The organism is Microbulbifer regidiadema (SeqCode) (genome assembly GCF_052467605.1).
In genome coordinates this window covers 1265652-1284538 of record NZ_CP174316.1, presented here as the reverse complement: position 1 = coordinate 1284538, position 18887 = coordinate 1265652, and the positions used below count along the sequence as shown (strand labels likewise).

At 50.0% G+C, this 18887-nt stretch carries 16 protein-coding genes and 1 pseudogene; 8 read left to right on the top strand and 9 right to left on the bottom strand.

The annotated features are described in order from the left end of the window. Window positions 1-322: 322 nt before the first annotated feature. The 6 genes from ACJJIF_RS06185 (at window position 323) to ACJJIF_RS06160 (ending at window position 9098) form a co-directional block, all read left to right on the top strand. Window positions 323-1633 (top strand): TolC family protein, encoded by a 1311-nt coding sequence (locus ACJJIF_RS06185; RefSeq protein WP_444931364.1) that lies wholly within the window; start codon window positions 323-325, stop codon window positions 1631-1633. Between the two features lie 3 nt (window positions 1634-1636). After that, window positions 1637-2746 (top strand): efflux RND transporter periplasmic adaptor subunit, encoded by a 1110-nt coding sequence (locus tag ACJJIF_RS06180; RefSeq protein WP_444931363.1) that lies wholly within the window; start codon window positions 1637-1639, stop codon window positions 2744-2746. 10 nt (window positions 2747-2756) lie between these two features. Further along, window positions 2757-6437 (top strand): efflux RND transporter permease subunit, encoded by a 3681-nt coding sequence (locus ACJJIF_RS06175; protein WP_444931362.1) that lies wholly within the window; start codon window positions 2757-2759, stop codon window positions 6435-6437. 34 nt (window positions 6438-6471) lie between these two features. After that, complete coding sequence (locus ACJJIF_RS06170) at window positions 6472-7362, top strand: AEC family transporter (RefSeq protein ID WP_444931361.1); 891 nt, start codon at window positions 6472-6474, stop codon at window positions 7360-7362. 141 nt (window positions 7363-7503) lie between these two features. Continuing rightward, entirely contained in the window at window positions 7504-8016 is a 513-nt protein-coding gene (locus ACJJIF_RS06165) for a hypothetical protein (protein ID WP_444931360.1), read from the top strand. A 113-nt stretch (window positions 8017-8129) separates the two neighbouring features. Then, on the top strand, window positions 8130-9098 hold the full coding sequence (locus ACJJIF_RS06160; protein WP_444931359.1) for a UDP-glucose 4-epimerase family protein: 969 nt from the start codon (window positions 8130-8132) through the stop codon (window positions 9096-9098). A gap of 28 nt (window positions 9099-9126) precedes the next feature. Here the strand turns inward: ACJJIF_RS06160 and ACJJIF_RS06155 are convergent, their stop codons facing one another. The 6 genes from ACJJIF_RS06155 to ACJJIF_RS06130 form a co-directional block, all read right to left on the bottom strand. After that, window positions 9127-9678 carry a hypothetical protein gene (locus tag ACJJIF_RS06155; protein WP_444931358.1) on the bottom strand — a complete coding sequence of 184 codons (552 nt, stop codon included), beginning with the start codon at window positions 9676-9678 and terminating at the stop codon, window positions 9127-9129. A gap of 233 nt (window positions 9679-9911) precedes the next feature. After that, window positions 9912-10769 carry a class I SAM-dependent methyltransferase gene (locus ACJJIF_RS06150; protein WP_444931357.1) on the bottom strand — a complete coding sequence of 286 codons (858 nt, stop codon included), beginning with the start codon at window positions 10767-10769 and terminating at the stop codon, window positions 9912-9914. Between the two features lie 82 nt (window positions 10770-10851). Continuing rightward, a complete protein-coding gene (locus ACJJIF_RS06145) occupies window positions 10852-12153 on the bottom strand; it encodes an NAD(P)-binding domain-containing protein (protein WP_444931356.1) in 1302 nt (433 codons plus the stop codon). Window positions 12154-12180: 27 nt separating this feature from the next. Next, on the bottom strand, window positions 12181-13260 hold the full coding sequence (locus ACJJIF_RS06140) for a permease (RefSeq protein WP_444931355.1): 1080 nt from the start codon (window positions 13258-13260) through the stop codon (window positions 12181-12183). Between the two features lie 115 nt (window positions 13261-13375). Next, window positions 13376-14830: a hypothetical protein gene (locus tag ACJJIF_RS06135; protein ID WP_444931354.1), complete on the bottom strand. Its 1455-nt coding sequence runs from the start codon at window positions 14828-14830 to the stop codon at window positions 13376-13378. Between the two features lie 260 nt (window positions 14831-15090). Further along, window positions 15091-15432 (bottom strand): ArsR/SmtB family transcription factor, encoded by a 342-nt coding sequence (locus tag ACJJIF_RS06130; RefSeq protein WP_444931353.1) that lies wholly within the window; start codon window positions 15430-15432, stop codon window positions 15091-15093. A gap of 301 nt (window positions 15433-15733) precedes the next feature. Between ACJJIF_RS06130 and ACJJIF_RS06125 the strand changes: the two are divergent. Continuing rightward, window positions 15734-15997, top strand: a pseudogene (locus ACJJIF_RS06125) (DMT family transporter); the annotation flags it as partial. 25 nt (window positions 15998-16022) lie between these two features. On the opposite strand, the gene ACJJIF_RS06120 reads toward ACJJIF_RS06125, so the two are convergent. Together ACJJIF_RS06120 and ACJJIF_RS06115 are read right to left on the bottom strand one after the other, a co-directional pair. After that, complete coding sequence (locus ACJJIF_RS06120; RefSeq protein ID WP_444931352.1) at window positions 16023-16505, bottom strand: pyroglutamyl-peptidase I; 483 nt, start codon at window positions 16503-16505, stop codon at window positions 16023-16025. A gap of 53 nt (window positions 16506-16558) precedes the next feature. Beyond that, window positions 16559-16978: an ester cyclase gene (locus tag ACJJIF_RS06115; protein WP_444931351.1), complete on the bottom strand. Its 420-nt coding sequence runs from the start codon at window positions 16976-16978 to the stop codon at window positions 16559-16561. Window positions 16979-17505: 527 nt separating this feature from the next. Between ACJJIF_RS06115 and ACJJIF_RS06110 the strand changes: the two genes are divergently transcribed. Then, window positions 17506-17952: a GNAT family N-acetyltransferase gene (locus ACJJIF_RS06110; RefSeq protein WP_444931350.1), complete on the top strand. Its 447-nt coding sequence runs from the start codon at window positions 17506-17508 to the stop codon at window positions 17950-17952. Between the two features lie 18 nt (window positions 17953-17970). Here the strand turns inward: ACJJIF_RS06110 and ACJJIF_RS06105 are convergent, their stop codons facing one another. Further along, a complete protein-coding gene (locus ACJJIF_RS06105) occupies window positions 17971-18879 on the bottom strand; it encodes a LysR family transcriptional regulator (protein ID WP_444931349.1) in 909 nt (302 codons plus the stop codon). Window positions 18880-18887 lie beyond the last annotated feature (8 nt).

Genomic DNA, 18887 nt, shown 5'->3' with positions numbered 1-18887 from the left:
GGAAGGGTATTTTTGACTGCGCACTGTGGGGCTCGCATTGATGGAATAAAAATATATCAAGTTATTACCAATAGAAATAGGGTTCTTGGCCGATTAATGCCTGGGGTAAGCGGATAGCCGCCAGGCTGGGTTCGGCAGCCCGGTTCGAGGCTGCCAATAGATATACTTACTGAATCCCAAATTTATTGGGGTAGTGAGAAAATTTAACGGCGCCGCTGGTGCATTGTGCAAATCGTGCCGACAGCCCTTGGGACAGGATGAGACTACCCTGGGCCCCTTATTCAATTCCCGCTGTAAATAGAGGTGATCGTTGTTCGAGTGTGTGCTTGCAATACTGCTGGTTGGCGGCGGAGCCTGGGGTTATGCCGGTGCGCCGGTATTGCCCCTGGAGGATGCCATCGACTTGGCGGTGACCGCCAACTTGCGGGTTCAGACGGCGGCACTTGAAGTCAATGAGGCTGCGGATGACGTCGAGGCATTAAAGACAAGGCGCTATCCCCGCCTGGAAATGGCAGCGGGTATCGCCGATAACCTGACGCGACAGCGATATACCTTTGATCGCGGTGTCTGGGTACAGAGTTCCCCGGTTGGGCCCATACCGCCCGAGGATATACAGATCACCGCTAAGGAGGGCGTGAGCAAGGCGTTTTCCCTCAGCGCCACCCAGCCCATCACACAGTTGTACACCTTGGCGCTTGAGATTGGTGAAGGGGGTGTGGACAGAGAGATGGCGGCGACAAAGGTTCGCCTGGCGCAGCAGGATGTCGGCTACCTCGCTAAGGTTCAATATTTTGAAATAGACCGAATCCTCGGTGATATACAGGCTGTGGATGAAGCCATTGTCTTCCTCTCCTCCCTCAGTGAGCTTGTCGGGAACTACGTAGCACAGCAAGTTGCTCTTGAGTATGAGGTTTTGGATGTGCGGGCGCGCCTGGCACAGCGTGAGCTGGAGCGTCAGCGGCTTGTCGATCAGATGGCGACGGCGAAAGAGCGCCTCAATGCGCTGATGGATCGGGATATCGAAACGCCTTTCAATATTCAAAGTCTACCGGCTCCCCATCCTTTAACCTTTGATGTAGACGCTTCACTGGGGCTCGCCTTTGCACAGCGTCCGGACCTCGCCGCATCGGAGCTGTCGGTTGAGAAGGCGGAATACAGCTATGAGGTTAAGCAGTCCGAGTATATTCCCGATGTCGCCTTAAATATTGAGTACCTAAAACTCTACGATGTGAAATTGATCCCCGATGCGGAAGCTTATATTTCCCTGGAGATGCGCTGGGAGTTTTTTGATTGGGGGCGAAAACGGGATGAGTTGTCCAGCCGTGCCAATAAAATTGTTGAAGCGGAAAAAAAGTCACAAGAGGTTCGCCAGCGCATAGCGATAGAAGTGCGCGATAGCCTGCGCCATATACGCACTGCTCAGGCGTCTGTCGGGGTTGCCCGGCAATTACAGAGCGCTTATCGAGAGAAGGTGCGGGTAATGACCAATCGTTACCGCGAGCAAGCCGCCGTTTTGAGCGCAGTTTTGGAGGCGGAAAAGCAGCTTTTTCATGCTAATAGCGATTATAACCGCGCCATCCTTTCCGTGTGGCGGGCCCTGGCTGAATATGAAAGGTCAGTGGGGGAGGTGTGATCAATGGGCAGTATCCGCCTTTGCCTGATCGCGGTACTGTTGGTTAGCGGCGCTTGTGGCCGCCAGCCACCGGAAAAAATGCCTACCCCGGTCAAAGTGTTTATTGCCCACTCACAAACGGCTGCGGCGAGCTTTCTCTATTCCGCAGTCGTCAATCCCTACACCCAGGTGGAGGTGGCATTTCGTACAGAGGGTTATGTGCGTGCGATCCCCACTCGTGCGGCACTGGGGCAAACCCGCCTGCTGCAAGGGGGGGATTATGTAAAGCGCCATGAGGTGCTGGCGAAGATTGATGATGAGCAGTACCGGGATCGCGTCGCTGAAGCGGCGGCAAATGTGAGTAAAGCCGAGGCAGAGCGGCGCAAGGCCGACCTGGATTACCAGCGGGCCAGCGCACTTTTTAGCTCTGCCAGTATTACCGCGCCGGAATACGACTCTGCCAGGGAGGAGTATGAAATTGCCCGGGCGGCAGTGGTGGGCACTAAAGCGCATTTGGATCGAGCGGAGGAGGAGCTGCGGGATACGGTGCTGCGCTCGCCCCTTAGCGGAATTATTCTACAGCGCAATATTGAAGTGGGCAGCCTGGTTCACGGGCAAACAGTGGGCTATGTTGTCGCCGATATCACTCGGGTAAAGGTTGTGTTTTCAGTGCCTGATTTGGTGCTGAGTTATGTGCCCCTTGGCAGTGTGGTGTCACTGCGCACCGAATCTTTGCCGGAGCAAGTATTTAAAGGCATGGTCACGGAAGTTTCACCTATGGCGGATTCCCGCACTAGAGTGTTTGCAATTACCGTCACCGTAGATAATCCCCAGGCTCATCTACGGGTGGGTATGATTGCATCACTGGCTCTGGATAAAATACCGGCTCCAGTGAATAGGGTGATCATCCCGCTTTCCTGTCTCGTCGCGCTTCCAGGCAACCCAGAGGGTTTTGCCGTATTTGTATTGGTGCGAGACGGGGAGACTTTACGGGCGAAAATAAGACAGGTTCACCCCGGGCAGGTACTGGGCAATGATATTGCCATTCTCCAGGGCTTAAATGAGGGCGAGCGGGTTGTCTCTACGGGGGCGGCCCAGCTTAGAGACGGGCAAGCCATAATTGTCGTGCCTTGAGGGCTAGGGAATGGCGCATCGGCAGGAAAAAAAACAGGCTGACCTTGCTGCGGTGGAAACCTATCACCGCTTTAATGCCGCGCGTTTCTTTGTCGATAATCCCAGTATTTCTGCGGCCCTGCTAATCACTACCCTGATATGGGGGCTAGTGGCTTATCTGTTTATGCCGAAAAGTAAAGACCCCAATATTCCTGTGCGTATCGCGGTAGCGACAACTTATTGGCCGGGGCAACCGGCTATAAGGGTCGAGGAACTGGTTACACGGAAAGTGGAGGAGGCTATTGCTCAAAGTGAATATCTCCATGAGCCGGATTCAAGAACCTTCGCAATAAAATCCCTCACACTAAATGGCGTGTCTATGGTGCAAGTACAACTGGCACCCAAAACCGATGCGACCAAAGCGTTTAACGATCTCAACCTGAAATTGATTGAGGCACAGCAGCAACTCCCCTCTGGTGCCAGTGAAATTTCACTGAATTCAGAGTTTGGCGATACGGCGGCAATCCTGCTCAGTGTGGCTAGCCCTCGGGCGGGGCCAACGGAGATTACCTTGCGGGCAGAGGATATCGGGGAGCGTATTGCTGAAATTCGCGCGCAGGCCTCGAACAGTGAGGGACGGGTAAGTATTGTTGTTGCTCTTCCACTGTCCCGGGACAATACCTCTTCCGCCACGGGGCTGTGGATTTTTGCCAACTGGCTTGAAGCGGAGGGATACGGAACGGATTTTGAGATTTTGAATGGGGCAGGCTATTTGGGGGTGGATTTTCTCTCCGATAAAAGCAGTCGCGATCTGTTGGCGGCAACAAAACGCTACTTGTCCGATAAGTTAAGTGCCCAGCGTTTCTTTCCCGATGCCTGGGAGCCTATTGTGGTACGTGATCCGGCCAATACCCGTGAACACCTGTTAAAAATTACGGGGGCGAAATATAGCTACCGCCAGCTGGATGAATTCTCAGATCTTATCGCCGCTAATATCAGAACTATACCGGCAGTGAAAAGGGTGTTGAGAACCGGTGTGCTCACCCAGGAAGTTAAATTACTGTATTCCCAGGAGAGATTGGCCTCCTATGGGTTGCGGCCGGATATGATCGCCTCGGTTCTCAACAGCCGCAATACAACTATTCCCGGCGGCACGATTATTGCGGATGATCTGGGTGTCGCTATTATGCCCAGCGGTGAATTTACCGACTATGAAGAAATAGCGGATGTGCCGGTGGCCCTTAGTGATGCGGGAACCCCGGTATACTTGCGCGGAATAGTCGATATTGTAATGGGCTACCAGACGCCGCCGCCCCTGCTCAATTACTACGTTAACCGGGATAAAAAGGGCGAGTGGCAGCGCAGTCGCAGTATTAATCTCTCTGTGCAGATGCTGGATGGCAAGCAAATAGAACAGCTCGGGCAGAATATTACTGAGGTTCTGCAGCGGGTTAGGGTTAATCTGCCTAAAGATTTAATTATCGCTCGAATTTCCGATCAGCCGCGCCAGGTACAGGAGAGTGTAAGCCTATTTATAGCGGCATTGATTGAAGCCGTTATTTTGGTGGTTATTATTGCGTTTATCGGATTTTCCGATTGGCGATCCGCGCTGCTTTTGATGATATCGATACCGGTAACGCTGACAATGACTTTTGGGTTTATGCAGTTGTTGTCAATAGATATCCAGCAGGTATCGATTGCTGCACTGATTATAGCCCTGGGGCTTTTAGTGGATGACCCGGTTGTGGCCAGTGATGCGATCAAGCGGCAAATGACAGCGGGCAAAGCCGCTGCAATAGCCGCTTGGTTGGGGCCGACCTTACTGGCTAAGGCGATTTTTTTTGCCACTTTAACCAATATCGTTGCTTATTTACCGTTTTTACTATTGAGCGGCAATCAGGGCGACTTCTTACGTAGCCTTCCGGTGGTTATGGTTTGTGCCCTGGTGGCTTCTCGTATCGTTTCAATGACCTTTATTCCTTTTCTGGGGCATACGATATTGCGCCCACCTAAGCAAGAGACGCAAAGCTTGGAGGCGAAACGGAAATACGGACTGACGGGACGCTACTATCGGGCGGCAGGCTGGGCTATTGGTCATAGAAAGACGGTGCTTGTTATCGCCCTGGGACTGCTCGTATTGGGGGTTGTGATAAAGAGCCAGCTGCGCAATGCATTCTTTCCCGAAGATGTTCAATACCTTTTCTATGTTGATATTTGGCTGCAAAATGATGCGAGTATTGATGCAACGGATAATGTGGCAAAAACTGCCGAAGGGGTGATTAGGGAAGCGATTGAGGCGTATGAGCGCAAGCATCGAAAAAGCACTGATGAACCTATTCTCGATGGGATTAGTACAACCCTGGGGGGTGGGGCGCCGCGTTTTTGGTATACGATTAATCCCCAGCAAAAACAGCCTAACTACGGGCAAATTATCGTTAAATTGAGTGATAAAAATTTAACGCCGCTACTCACACCGATTATTCAGCGCGCGCTGTCTGAGCGTATTCCGGGGGCCGAGCTGGATGTTCGCCAATTGCAGACAAGCAATGTTGAATACCCCTTTGAGATAAGAGTGTCGGGGCGTGTGACAGTGGGAGCCGAGGAAGAGGCAAAGGATATTGCGCTCTTGCGCCAATATGCGCAAACCATTAAAACTATTGTGGAGGAGTCGTCTTACGCCCGGATTGCCCGCACTAACTGGGGAGGCAAGAGCCTGGTGTTAGAGATGAATGTCTTCGAAGATCGGGCGGCGATGTCGGGTGTTACCAATGCAGATATTGCCCTGGCCTCATCCTCTGGTTTGAGCGGAACGGCGGTGAATACCCTGCGGCAGGGAGATAGGGAAATCCCCATTGTAACCCAGCTTCGCCTGGCAGAGCGCGGCCAGCTTCAGGATGTAAATAACTTATATGTGTTTGCCGCAGATAGCGAAAACCATGTTCCCTTACGGCAAGTAGCGGAGACCTCTGTGCGCTTTGCGACGGAACGAATTTACCGCTTGGAGAAGTTTCGCACCATTAATGTTTATGCATTCCCCTATGCTGAATTTATATCAGCTGACATTATGGCGGATATTAAAGATGAGTTGCAGCTGCTGGCGGAATCGCTGCCGGCGGGGTATCAATTGCAGGTGTCTGGAGATGCGGCAAGCACTCGGCATGGGTTTTTACAGCTGTTGATGATTATGGCGGTTTCCTCCAGTGCGATTTTTCTCGCTCTGGTATTTCAATTTAGCAGTTTGATCAAACCCCTGGTTGTCTTTGCCACAGTGCCTCTGGGTATGGTGGGTGCACTTGCCGCTCTCTTTATCACTGGGCAGCCATTTGGCTTTATGGCCTTTTTAGGAATAGTGAGCCTGATTGGGGTTATTGTCAGTCATATTATTGTTCTGTTTGATTTTATTGAGGTGCGCCATGCCGCTGGTGATTCATTGCGCCAGGCACTTCTCGATGCGGGTATCCTAAGGCTGCGTCCAATTCTGATTACGATCGCCGCGACGACTTTTGCATTGGTCCCCCTGGCGATTCACGGCGGGCCTCTCTGGCGGCCCCTGTGCTTCGCCCAGATTGGCGGTTTACTTCTGGCTACTTTTGGAACTTTATTTTTAGTGCCGGTGATCTATACAACGCTGGTAGAGGATTTAAAGTGGATCAAGTGGGGGGAGGCCGGGGCTGAAAAGGCGAGTGACTCCGGTGATTTGCCGGTCACTTGAATATTGTTAACTCCCGCTTGTTGTTTGAGGTTCGATGAAAACCCTATTTGGGAACGTATTTGAAGTTATTGTGCCTGTTTTTGTCTGTGTTCTTATTGGATACCTATTTGCCGCCAGTAAGCAAGAACTGAACACTAAAATGGTATCCAAATTGATGGCCCATATCGGTTATCCGGCCTTGATACTTGATCATATGCTGGGTCAGAAGATTGTGCTGGATAAGTTCCTGTGGATGCTGTTGGCCGCTGCCCTGATGTATTCTCTAATGGCGGTGTTTACCCTGCTGCTGCTCTCTTTGTTTAGGCAGAGTATACCAACTTACTTCTCCTGTTTGAGTATGAGTAATACCGGCAATATAGGCCTGGCTATATGTGCTTTGGCCTTCGGGCATACCGGTGGATTGTATGGGGTCGCATTTGTTGTGGTGGGCATGGTATTTGTCTTTGTAATTGCTGCTGGGGTCACTTCCGGCCGCTGGTCCGCCAGAGATATTTTCCTGAGCCCGGCTATTTACAGTGTTATCTTTTCTATAGTGGCTTTAATTTTCAATATAAGTCTGCCACAAGCGGTTATGTCTTCCCTGCATCTATTGGGGGGGATGGCGATCCCGCTAATGTTACTGACACTGGGGCACAGTCTTGCCCAAATTAAGCTGACTGATATAAAGAAAGAGTTAATCTTTGCCTTTGGGCACGTTATCCTCGGAGGGCTGGTTGCCCTTATTCTGACCAGTTTTTTTAACTTTACCGGTACCATGCGCGGGGTTCTGATTTTACAGTGCCTGATGCCCTGTGCGATTAATACCTATCTGTGGATCTCTATTTATCGCCCCGAGGATGCGGCCAAAGTATCCGGTATCATTTTTATCTCGACCCTTATGAGTATTGTTGTTCTACCTGTTGCACTCACTTACTGGGTGCAGTAATCCACAGTCGAGTCACTGACTATTGCGGTATGAATTGGGGAGTGGCAGAGGGGCGGATTAAACTGTTCCATATTGTCACTTGGCGGCATGGAAATCGTTTTGCCACCGCAACCAGCTATCCCTGGGAGCTTACAGGCTGTAATGTCAAAACAATTTTTGCCCGAGCGCTGGTTTTGGGTATTGCCAATCATAGGGACTTTTCTATTGGCGATCTCCTCTCAGTTGCTTGCGTACTCCTCTCCGGGAGGAGATTTAACTTCTGTCGATGCCCGTCGGCCTATCAATGGGCTGCGTCAAGATGTGGTAATTCTGCCGGTGCTCTATCCGGGGGGAGTTACAGCTGGCGGGGATAGGGAAGCCCAAGTAGCACCGATTCGACACTTTGAAGGGGCTACCGCCGAGAACTTTCAAGAAAAGATTGCGCACAAGAAATATCATCAGATCTGTGACCGACAATCCCCCCAAGGACTGCCTCCCTGTGAAGAGGCGAGCTGGAAGTACCGGCAAGCACAGGCCTGCTTGCAGGCTAGGGAAGCCTGGGAAAAGCGCTGGGGCAGGCCCGAGACCCGGGCTCCCCACGCGAGAGCCCTGAAGAATGTCAGGGCCAGGCTCAAAAACGCCCGCGCAAACAGGGCGCGCTCTTGCGGCATATAGCCGCGATCCCCTGTTTTTTTGTGCGCGCCATATGCCTTGCGGGAACAGAGCTGCGTTGCAAAAGCGCTCCGTGTAAACTAAGGAAAATTCTACAGCTGCCAAATAGGCCTCTTTTGAAAGGACGTATATTACTCACCGGCGCCAGTGGCTTTGTCGGAACCGCACTCTTATCACAGCTGCGCAAAGCCGGTTATCCGGTCTTGCCGGTGTATCGCCGCGAGACTGAGGGGGGCTTTCAGATCACTGACCTGTCCAGCAATACAGACTGGAGCGATGCACTGGTCGATATAGATACGGTGATTCACACCGCTGCACGCGTTCATGTGATGGAGGAAACCGCCGCTAATCCCCTGGCCGAATTCCGCCGGGTGAATGTCGAGGGGACTATCAAGTTGGCACAGCAGGCGGCTTCAGCGGGAGTTAGGCGCTTTATTTATCTCAGTTCCATCAAGGTTAACGGTGAGTCCACCGACAACCGGGCCCCATTTAACGCGGATGAGCAGTGTGAGCCCCTTGACCCTTATGGGCTTTCAAAGAAGGAGGCGGAAGAGGCGCTGCTTGAGCTGGCTGGCTCTAGCGGAATGGAAGTGGTTATTATTCGCCCACCGCTGATCTATGGCCCGGGGGTAAAGGCAAACTTTCAATCGATGATGCGCTGGCTGAGCCGGGGTGTTCCGCTGCCGCTCGGGGCGATCAACAATCGCCGAAGCTTGGTGTCTATGGGTAATTTGGTGGACTTGGTACGTGTCTGTATTTCTCACCCCAATGCGGCAAATCAAGTGTTCCTGGTCTCTGACGATATGGATGTATCGGTCACCGATCTGCTGCGCGGCCTTTCCTGTGCCCTGGGCTGCAATGCCCGCCTGCTGCCGGTCCCGCAATCACTGCTGACCAGTATGCTCAAGGTGATAGGGAAGGGGGCAATTGCCGAGCGTTTGTGTGGATCACTGCAAGTTGATATCGCCAAAACCAAAGAGCTGCTCGACTGGACCCCGCCGATGGCCCTGGGGGAAGGCCTGGCCAGTGCGGCACAGGCTTATTGTCAGGCGGGAACGTCCAAATCGCCACAGAAGAGCCGTTAGGCAAGGATTGTGGTGAGAGGGAGGGGGACTACCCCTCGTAGTTAACAACAGCGGCGTAAAAGCCCAATAGATAACTGGCGGGAACCTCGATAGTGGAGCTGTGCCCGGACTTTGCTCTCAATTTTAGCGCGAGCTTATCCCGCTCCTGCACCGCAGCCAGTATTTGTTCCTGGGTAAGAGCAATATCCAGAACTTCTTCGAGCATACATGTGCTGCGACTGAAACACTGTAGGACATTCCTATCAATAGGTGCGGTTTCTACGGATTGCCCACTATTTAACTCGGCGAATTCGTAGTTGCGCCATGCCTGGCGATAGGTGAGATTGACCCGGAGGTGATAGCGAGTGGGTGCATCGCTAGCGGGTTCGAAAGCGCGGAGGCTGTAGTAATAAAGATTAAAGTCAGAGCCATCAGTGGTGGCCTGTAAGTGAGGGCCTGAGAATTGGGTGCCGGGGTTTTGCTCATCCACCTGGATAGATACCGCCTGCCTGACTTCCCCAGCCGTTTTTTCTGAGATATGGGTGACCGAGCTACAGCCAGCCAATACAATTGCAGCCAGAGTCAGTGTAAATTTGGTCATAGGCCTTCCCTGTTTTCTTTCGGACTTCTTTGGGGGCGGCAGTATCGCACAACTGGGGCCTGGGCTGGAACTGCGAGGCGAAGATTGCCACCTTATAGCTGGGACCTAACGGTACAAACTGAAGCCCCTTCGAATATTTATCTGCATCACCAAGGTGGCGTGAAAAGATAAGACCGGGTGGGGCTGTGTTCGGTGGATATCGGTAGCGTTTCTTTAGGCGCATTAGAGTAAGTTTAGGGGTGGGGTTTTTCCCCGGCTATGATCACCGAATCCGCTGGTACCAGGGTATCTCCAAAAGGGATCATTTGCTCATCAAAAGAGTAGGATTCAATGGCATCAAAACCGGCATTTTGCATAAGAGATTCTATTTCACTGGTGTTGCGTATATGAAAATCAAATTGGGTAAAGGGTAGTTTTTTCAGTGATTTATCTGAGCGAATAGAAAAGACTACCCGGCCTCCAGGTTTGATCCAGTGAATAATATGAGTAAAGAAAGCCAATAAGTCTTGGATAAAATACAGGATGTTAACCCCTATAATACCGTCAACACTTTCAGCTTTTAGCTGAACTTCCAGGCAATCACCGCAAATAACTTCTGTGGTGCAGGATTTATTTATTATGGCGCTTTGAAGCTCGCCGGCCATAGTTTCTGACATCTCAATGCCCAGATAATGTCCATCGGCCCCAAGGGCATCTAATATCGGTAGGGAGAGCAGCCCGTTGCCTGGCCCGATCTCAACGATTGATTCAGCTTGTTGGGGAGATAGCTTCTCAATGGTTTGCTGGGTAATAATTTGGTTGAGAATATTCATTTTATTGCCCATATCAACACCTGCCTCCCCTTTGGGGCATGAGAGTTGACTGGCAATAAATTGTGGATCTTGGTCTTGCATGGATACAACCTTTGTTGCTGATGCTATTTTCTGAGGCGATTCGAATGATAGCGGATTAATTATATCTCTAAAATTGTTAGTTTTGCCGAGATAAAACTTGTTCGCTTGTACTATTTTGCAGGCTCTCCTTTGTATTTCGAAGTTGAGCCTTGTGTGAGTCGGGGAGGCGTGTGTTACAGGTATAGAGAGATGCGGCATATTACCGGCCTTACGATCAATTGCGGTGCTAATTGATCGCAAGGCCGACAGACTATTTCGACAGAAGTATCAGACCGTGTGGCTAGCAGCAGTGAGAGGTCGTAGTTCTTTCGGAGTCAATAGAATTTTGAGCTTGTGTGCAGGTATTGCTTTCACTTCCCGGGAAATTGAGTTTAACGCTGCGGGCGGCCTCATAATTTCCAGCAAGCTTATCGGCAATAGAGCGAACCTGTTCATATCCAGTCAGCATAAGGAATGTGGGGGCTCTGCCATAGGATTTTATGCCAGCGATATAGAAGTTCTCATCGTGATGAGATAGCTCCTCGGCACCATGTGCTTTTACTGAGCCACAAGAGTGGAGGTTGGGATCTATCATGGGGGCGAGGGCTTTTGGGGCCTCTACGATATGGTCGATATCGAGCCTTATCTCACGCAGCATTTGTAGGTCGGGGCGAAACCCGGTAGCGACGATAATGCGGTTGACCGTTATTTCCTGGTCTTCGCCACCGCTGGTTAAACTGACAAGAAGTTCTGTGCCCTCTCTTTTGATTTGTTTTATCTGTATTTGCGGCAGTAGTTCCAGTAGCTTACTGTCGATGGCGTTTTTGGCTGCGATACCCAATTCTTTTCTCGCGGGAACCTTATCGTTGATGCCACTGCCTAGGAGTTTTTCAATATCATTTTTTCGCATACCCCAGCTGATGCGTGTGTCAGCTTCGCTTTTCTGAAGATTGATAAGTGCGAGAGCGATATTCATGGCGGAATGCCCAGCACCGAGAATCAGAGTGTGCTTGTTCCTATATTTTTGTTTGTCGGTACCGATAATGTCGGGTATTCCGTAAGTAATAAGGTCGCGATTCTCAATCTCACCGGGTACGGGAAGTCCGTCTCGCCCAATGGGGTTAGGGTTGGACCAGGTTCCTGAGGCGTCGATGATCGCTTTTGCATACTGGATATGGGTATTGCCAGAAGCATCCTTGTAGTGAACGGTGTAGAGAGCCTTGTCGCGATTTGTTGAGGTGTGCTTGCTATGGTTTTCCCGGGATATTGCTGTCACTTCGGCAGAGTAGGTAATTACTGTTTTTAATTCGGGGGTTGTGGCGGCTGGGGTTAAATACTTATCCACCATTTCACGGCCTGTGGGTAGCTGCTCTTTATCGGGGTAGGTCCAGCCATTTTTCTTAAGCAAGGTAGCCACAGCCTTATCAATCACATAGGGCCAGGGAGTAAATACCCGAACATGCCCCCACTCTAATATAGCGCTACCAACGGAGATCCCCTTCTCTAAAACCAGTGGCTTTAAGTTTCTCGACAGGAGTTGTGCGGCAGCGGCAATTCCAATCGGACCTGCACCAACAATAATGGCATCGTGTATCTTGTTCATCAGTCAGTACCTTTAAAATATCTGGTGTTAAAACAGAAGGGTGTACAGATAGCCGGCTGTAACAGCCATACCTAAAACAACGGTTAAAAATGCTGCGATCATCTGGGTTCTAAAGATGGATTTCAGCAGGATAACCTCTGTCAGGCTGGCGCCGGCACTACCGATAATGAGCGCCATTACCGATCCGAGAGCCATACCTTTCTGCACCAAGCCTGCGCTCAGAGGAATAACAGCAGAAGCGCGAATATAGAGTGGAATGCCGATAATGGCTGCAATTGGGATTGCGTACCATTTATTGTCACCGGCATAGGTTACGATTAAATCAGTCGGTACAAATCCGTAAATGAAGGATCCCAGAGTGATACCGAGTAGTAGGTAGGGAAGGGTTTTCTTAAAGTCTTTCCAGGTGGAGTACCAGATACTGATCCAACGATTGGGCTGCTGGGTTTCTGTTTTATCCGCTGCACAGCTGTTGCCCGCTGAAGTACCGGCTCCGCAGGTCGAAGTGGTTTCGGTATTGGCCGTGAGTGATGTCGCGACTGCTGCTGCGGGCACTGTGCTTGCAGTCGCTAATTCAGCTTTATTAAATAGTGGATTGGTACCTGTTCCCTTTTTATCTGTGGGGGAGCTGGAATTATTGTTGCTTGATTCCCGGTAGGCTTCATCGCGGACAAAGCGCTCGAATCCGAGCTTTTCTAAAACAAATCCCGCAGTAATGGATACCGCCATTGCCAGAGAGAAGTAGAAGATTGCCACATTAAGGCCGAAAGTAACGACCAGCAATCCGATAACTACCGGGTTGAGTAGGGGGCTGGAAAATAGGAATACCAGCATTGGCCCGAAGCCGGCGCGGGCTCGGAGTAATCCTTTTAAAAAGGGGATGGTTGAGCATGAGCAGAAAGGTGTAATGGCACCGAGGAGCGCAGATATCACATAGCCTCGGCCATTACGTGAACTGAGGGTTGCCTGAATTTTTTCAGGGGTAATGTATTGCTGTAATACGCCAACAAGGTAGCTGACCGCTAGAAACAGGACCGTTAACTCAACTGCAAGAAAAGCAAACATAGAGAGAGCTTCTTCGAGCATGGATGCAAACTCTGGGGACATTGTTTCAACTCCTTAGTTGAAGATTTGATATTTCTAGAATTGCCGAAATACTGAGCGGTGTCAATATATTTCTATAAAAGCAGAAATAACCTTTAGGGTTGCTGGGAGAGTACTTCTATGGAGTGACTGGTGGGTGTTGGGCAATATTGAGCATTAGTGAATCTAAGACACCATTGCCGCTGTGCACACCGCCCTCAGTCGCCCGGGATGATTTACTTCGGGTCAAATAGCCAGCGTAACCCTGTTCTAAAGTGGCTGGTTTGCCGTTGCTGAGAATTGTGAACAGACCTATTTCGCTGATCAAATCATCTAGCAGGTGCGGTTCGGAATTTCTGACTATCAGAGCGGGGCCGCTTCTAGGAGCGGGGTTTAAGCGCTGCATCAGTGCCCAGGCGGGGTACTCGCCTGTTGAGAGCTGCTTGAGTTTTGGCATGATATCGTGGTCAAAGATACAGTGCCCACCGCCTTCTCCCTGGTTTTTGAGAACCCAGTGAGCGGAATCCTGCTTGCTGAACCACTCCAGCGTATCTGCTGATATTGGTCTTATGTCGCCGAGTAATGATTTGATGGAGATAGCTTCATCTAGAGACAGGTTAAAGCGTGTTAGCTCCTGTGCAGGCATGGATGAAAGGGTCATTTGTACGCGCTTACTGGTGGCCAGCTGTTGGCTCACGGTTGCATTGATTGCGACTCGGTGGTCCTCAAGCAATATCCGCGTTTGCATCAGTGTTTCACAGCAGCGTTCGCCATCCAGGTCTTTAGCGACATAATCGCAGTAGTTATAGCCAGTTCGTAAATAAACGCAGTCTATGGGGCCTACCCCCTGTAGAAGCAGCCTGTTGCCGGGGCCGCTGGCTAGACTCTCGTTAAGTTCGCGAAAGGTCTTGCGTACCGTGCGCACCCCTTTTTCTGCTAAGGCATATTCGAGCAGATGCTGGTCGAAGATATTATCTTCGTCTTCCTGAACCACCATTAAAAAAACTGGGCTGCCGCCATCTTTAAATTCATTTTTAATGGTGCTTGCCGCTTCGGCAAGGCCTTGGGATAGCCTTTCGATACTGGGGTTATCAATCAGTGGGCCATAAGGGGGCTTGGACCAAGTCGTATAAGGCTCTGGATAGTGTGACTGGATAAATTGATGCAACTCGTGAATACGCTGCCCGAATGGTCCCATTCCTGCGGCGATCCCGTTGAATTCAACCAGCTTTGGACCGTGATCTATATCGTCCATAAAGTCACTCCTCATAATCAGGAGGGGGAGGCGCGCGGCATCCTTGATTTGCTGATGCATGACTAGCAGGGCACTAAAGAATGCGTCGCCCTGAGCGACGGGGCTGATGGCTTCGTGAAGGAATTGGTGATCCTCTGAGACTGTATGGATAAGTCTTGCCAGAAGAGGTGCCGCTTTCTTTAGTGCCTCAAAATGATCGAGATCTATAGTACTGGGAGTGAAGCTAAAGGGGACATGGATCGCAGAGCCATCGCTCTTCTTGAACGCGAGGCCGTGGGCAAGTCCCCACTCCGCAGCTTCACCGGCAGCCTGGACGGTATTAGGCTGGATAGTCTGCATGGTTTCTCTCCTTATCGACAGTAATGGCCACAAGGTCATCTGTATAATTAATATCTATGATTCTAGATTAATCGAAATATGTGGGTGTAGTAAAGCCCCGAGATTTAGAGGTTGATCTCAACTTACGCGAGAGCGTTGACCAGGGTTGATTGTTTTTTGGGCGCTTAGTCTATTGGCACTTATAAGCTGGCTGTCTGGGAGGGGGCGGGTAGCTCCGGAATGCGATTAATAGGGGCTGTCCGGAGCAAAGCTAGGGTCATTCAGTGTTGATCTTGCAGTGTGCACTTGGCGTCAGGGTACTTTATCGATGAATTGAAATCATCATGACAGCACTCATCTTGCAAAAACTGAATAACTTCAATTAAGTGCTGATACTCTGCCACACAGTAAAGAGTGCGACTCTCGCGTCGCTGAGAGACCAGCCCCGCTGAAACCAGACTTGATATATGGTGAGAGAGGGTTGAGCCGGGGATGTCTAGTTGTTCCTGAATACTGCCTACAGGAATACCCGGTAAACCGGCTTTGACGACCTTTTTGTAAATCAATAGCCGGGTTGGGTGTCCGAGCTCTTTGAGTGACTTGGCTGCTTCTTCGATTTCCATCACGATTTGATCATAAATTCTGCATTTATCGAAATATATACAGTTTAGTGCTAAAGATAAAGTTTTCCTGATCTATTTGGGGAGCCATAAGTCTTTCAGTCCCTGGAGAACCTGAGTTTTGACTGATGATGTATGCCGGAGAGGGCAGAGGTGATGATATCTGCTCCGAAGTGATATCAGCATTCAGGGGTGTGATGATTAGATTCTCTCTCTTAGACGATGAGTAATTTTCATATAAACGCTACAGGCACTTGGTGATAGTTTGCTGTATTAAACGGTTGTTGCTTAGCTCCTCAAGGCATCAAATGGCTGGGAGAAGTGGTGGCTGGGTATGGCTTCCATATTCTTTTGCTCTTTGGCGAGCTTATTTCTGGCCTTCGTTTTGAAAACCATGAATGTAGGTATGGTCTATGCGATCTGGTCTGGAGTCGGGATAGCACTTGTCTGTGCAGTATCTGTCTTTATTTGGCAGCAGAAATTTGACACCTGCGCGATTTCTGGTATTGCGCTGATATTTATAGGGGCAACTCTGATTACGGTAAAATCTAGCGTTTTTACCTCCTAGGAAGCCCTGAATAATTTAGCAGTATTTATTGGCGGTGAAGATAGTGTAGAGCGCCATACATCAGGTGATTGCAGCAAAAGGTGCCGGCAGTATCGGATATATCTGCCGGAACGCCAGTGTTTCGCATGGCCATTACCATTGCGCGGATAGGAAGTGTGCTTCGATAGGCCACTGGGCCATTTCGTACCGTTGCTTCCCCCTGCATTTCAACCCCCCGATTATCTTTTAGGTGATATCTGGTGGAATCGTTATAATTTTGTGCAATTCTCTCGATAGTAATCGTTGCGCGGCCACTGTATTCCCCCAGCATCACTACTAATTGAGGTTTTATCGTCTTAATTGCAGCGGTAACAAGATCAATACTTTCAAAGAAATTATTGGGCACTAAAAGGCCTTGAATATCACAGTTGGATATTTGTGTGCCATCCAGTAAGCGCATAACGGATTCAGCGGGATTTATCGGGGTGTTACCGAAGGGCTCGAAGCCGGTTAGCAAAACAGTAGGCATTTTGATCGTTCATTAAAGCTCAGTTGCTGGGATTTTATCGCTGGTAATTCAGGCTAGGTTACTAAACCCAACCTCTCCATAAAAGTAAATTTGTCCCAGTCAACCCAGCTTTCCACTAGTTTTCCATCCTGATATCGATCGGTGTGGACACCGGTCCAGCTACTGGTTTTTCCCGTAGCTTCATACTGTTGAAATTTTTTACTGTGGGTTGCCGTCAGTTTCCAACGGGTGCAGACATAGTCCCCTTCAGCTACTTGTAGCAGAACTTCCATTTTTACATTGGAAAAGCCTTTGTGAAAGTCTGTGACAAGTTTCTGCCAGTCCTGCGTGGATAGCACGGAGGTGCCGCCACCGGCATAGGGCATTTGATGGTTCTTATAATCGGAGGAGAGATAGGCCGTGGCTTTATGAGGCGCATTGTCACCCCATAATTCCAATAGAGACCTCGATATTTCTTTGTGCTTATTCGTCATTTTAATTCCATTGCTGGTGAGGGTGGGATTAGCCCAAGCATAGTTCAGGATTTCATACTGGAAGGGGAGGGCTGCATGGTACTTTAGTTATTGCTGCCAGTATGGCTCTATACCAAGCTACAGTCTCCATAAGATAGGTTTCATTGAGGAATAGCATGACAAAAGTATGCTAACCTGCTGAAATGTCAGTGGATGCGGTAATTGTAATCACTTAGTAGAATTTTAATGACTTTATTTAAGGGCGCTGCGCAATTTTTATCATTTGCGTGGTGATTACTTATACGCTTTGTTCAAATATTTTTTACCGTCGCTGCTTGTTACTCTGAAAAGATATGCTGTTTATCGATATTTGCCACTTTGTAGATGGTACGATTGTGGATGGCTTTGCGGATCGATTAAAGTGACAGCTTGTTAGAGAGGCGCCACCGAACAAGACCTGAATAGCTCTTGCTGTCTCTCCAGCCTCAATTGATAATTCAGGCAATAAAATTTTAACTTATCTTCCTTTGAACGGATTCATTCTCAAGATGATTAGAAAGTATAATAAAAATGATTACTCAAGTGTGCTGGATATTTATGCGCGCTCAAAGCTAGATGAGCTGCGCTTTGAAAGTCGAAATTTTAACCTGCTTCCGCTGGATAAAGATCAAAAGCGTTTGGCTCAGCTGATGGAGTCAGATATTTATGTTTATGAAAATAGTGAGGTTGTTGGCTATGGGGCTCGATATAAGAATGAGATTCGAGCGCTGTTTGTTCATCCCTCGGTGCGAGGTCAAGGTATAGGAAAGGAGTTGTTGGAGCACCTGCTGGGAGAAATCAACGGGGAAGTTCGCTTACAGGTTGCCAAGACCAATGATCCGGTGAAAAACCTGTATCGCAAGTATGGTTTCGTGGTGACCGGAGAGCTAGAGACCACCTATAGCGGGGTTCCCGTTCTGGCTAATCAAATGGTCCGCTCGTCAAGTGCCGGCTAAATTCCGCAGAAAAGTACCTTAGCGGGCATTGCTGTGGAAGCTGTCCGCCAAAAATTGCCAAAAGGCATCCAGCTTGGCAGAGGCTGCCCTTCGCTGTTGGTAAACCGCAAAAAGAGGCCTACTCGGTTGCTGCCAATCCGGCAGGATCTGCACTAGGTTTCCCGCAGCAATATCCCGCTCTACCAGATAGTCATAGAGGCAGGCTATTCCAGCCCCGGACAGCGTCGCCTGGTAGAGCGCATAGTAGTTATTGCTGGAGAAGTGGGGGTTGGGGGCGATAGTGATTGCTTCCTGCCCTTTTTGGAAGGCCCAAGACACGGGAACATGGCTGTACTTGTAGCACAGCAGCTTGAATGTATTGAGTTGCTCTGGGGAGGAAAGTGAATCAAGTGCGGCCAAATAGTCTGGGGCTGCCACCAGAAGACGCTGGTGTTGACCAATCTGTTGTGAATAGAGTGTTGAGTGGGCTGGGGCAGGTTGGGAGCGCAATGCCAAGTCAAATCCCTCTCCCGTGAGGTCCCGCAGTTGGTCATCCAGGATCAGGTCGAGGCGGATATCTGGATACCTGGAAGTAAACTGCGCCAGTCGCGGTGCCAGCCAAAATTGTCCCAGAGCCGTTGGGACTGTGACTCGCAGCAAGCCGGAAGGCTGCCCCTTGGTACTATGCAAGCGCTCTTCCACTTCTCGCAAATCAGTAAGGATACGCTCTGTCGTTTCCAGGTAATCCCGCCCCGCATCCGTCAGGCTTTGAGCGCGAGTGGTGCGGTGAATCAAGCGAGTGCCCAACCGCTGCTCCAATTGCTGGATGGCTTTACTCACCGCAGACACGGTTGATCCCAACTCTCGCGCAGCACGGGTAAAAGAGCCCTGCCTCGCCACTGTATTGAATACCTGAATTAAGTGAAACCGGTCCAGAGAAGCCTCCAATAGTTTCC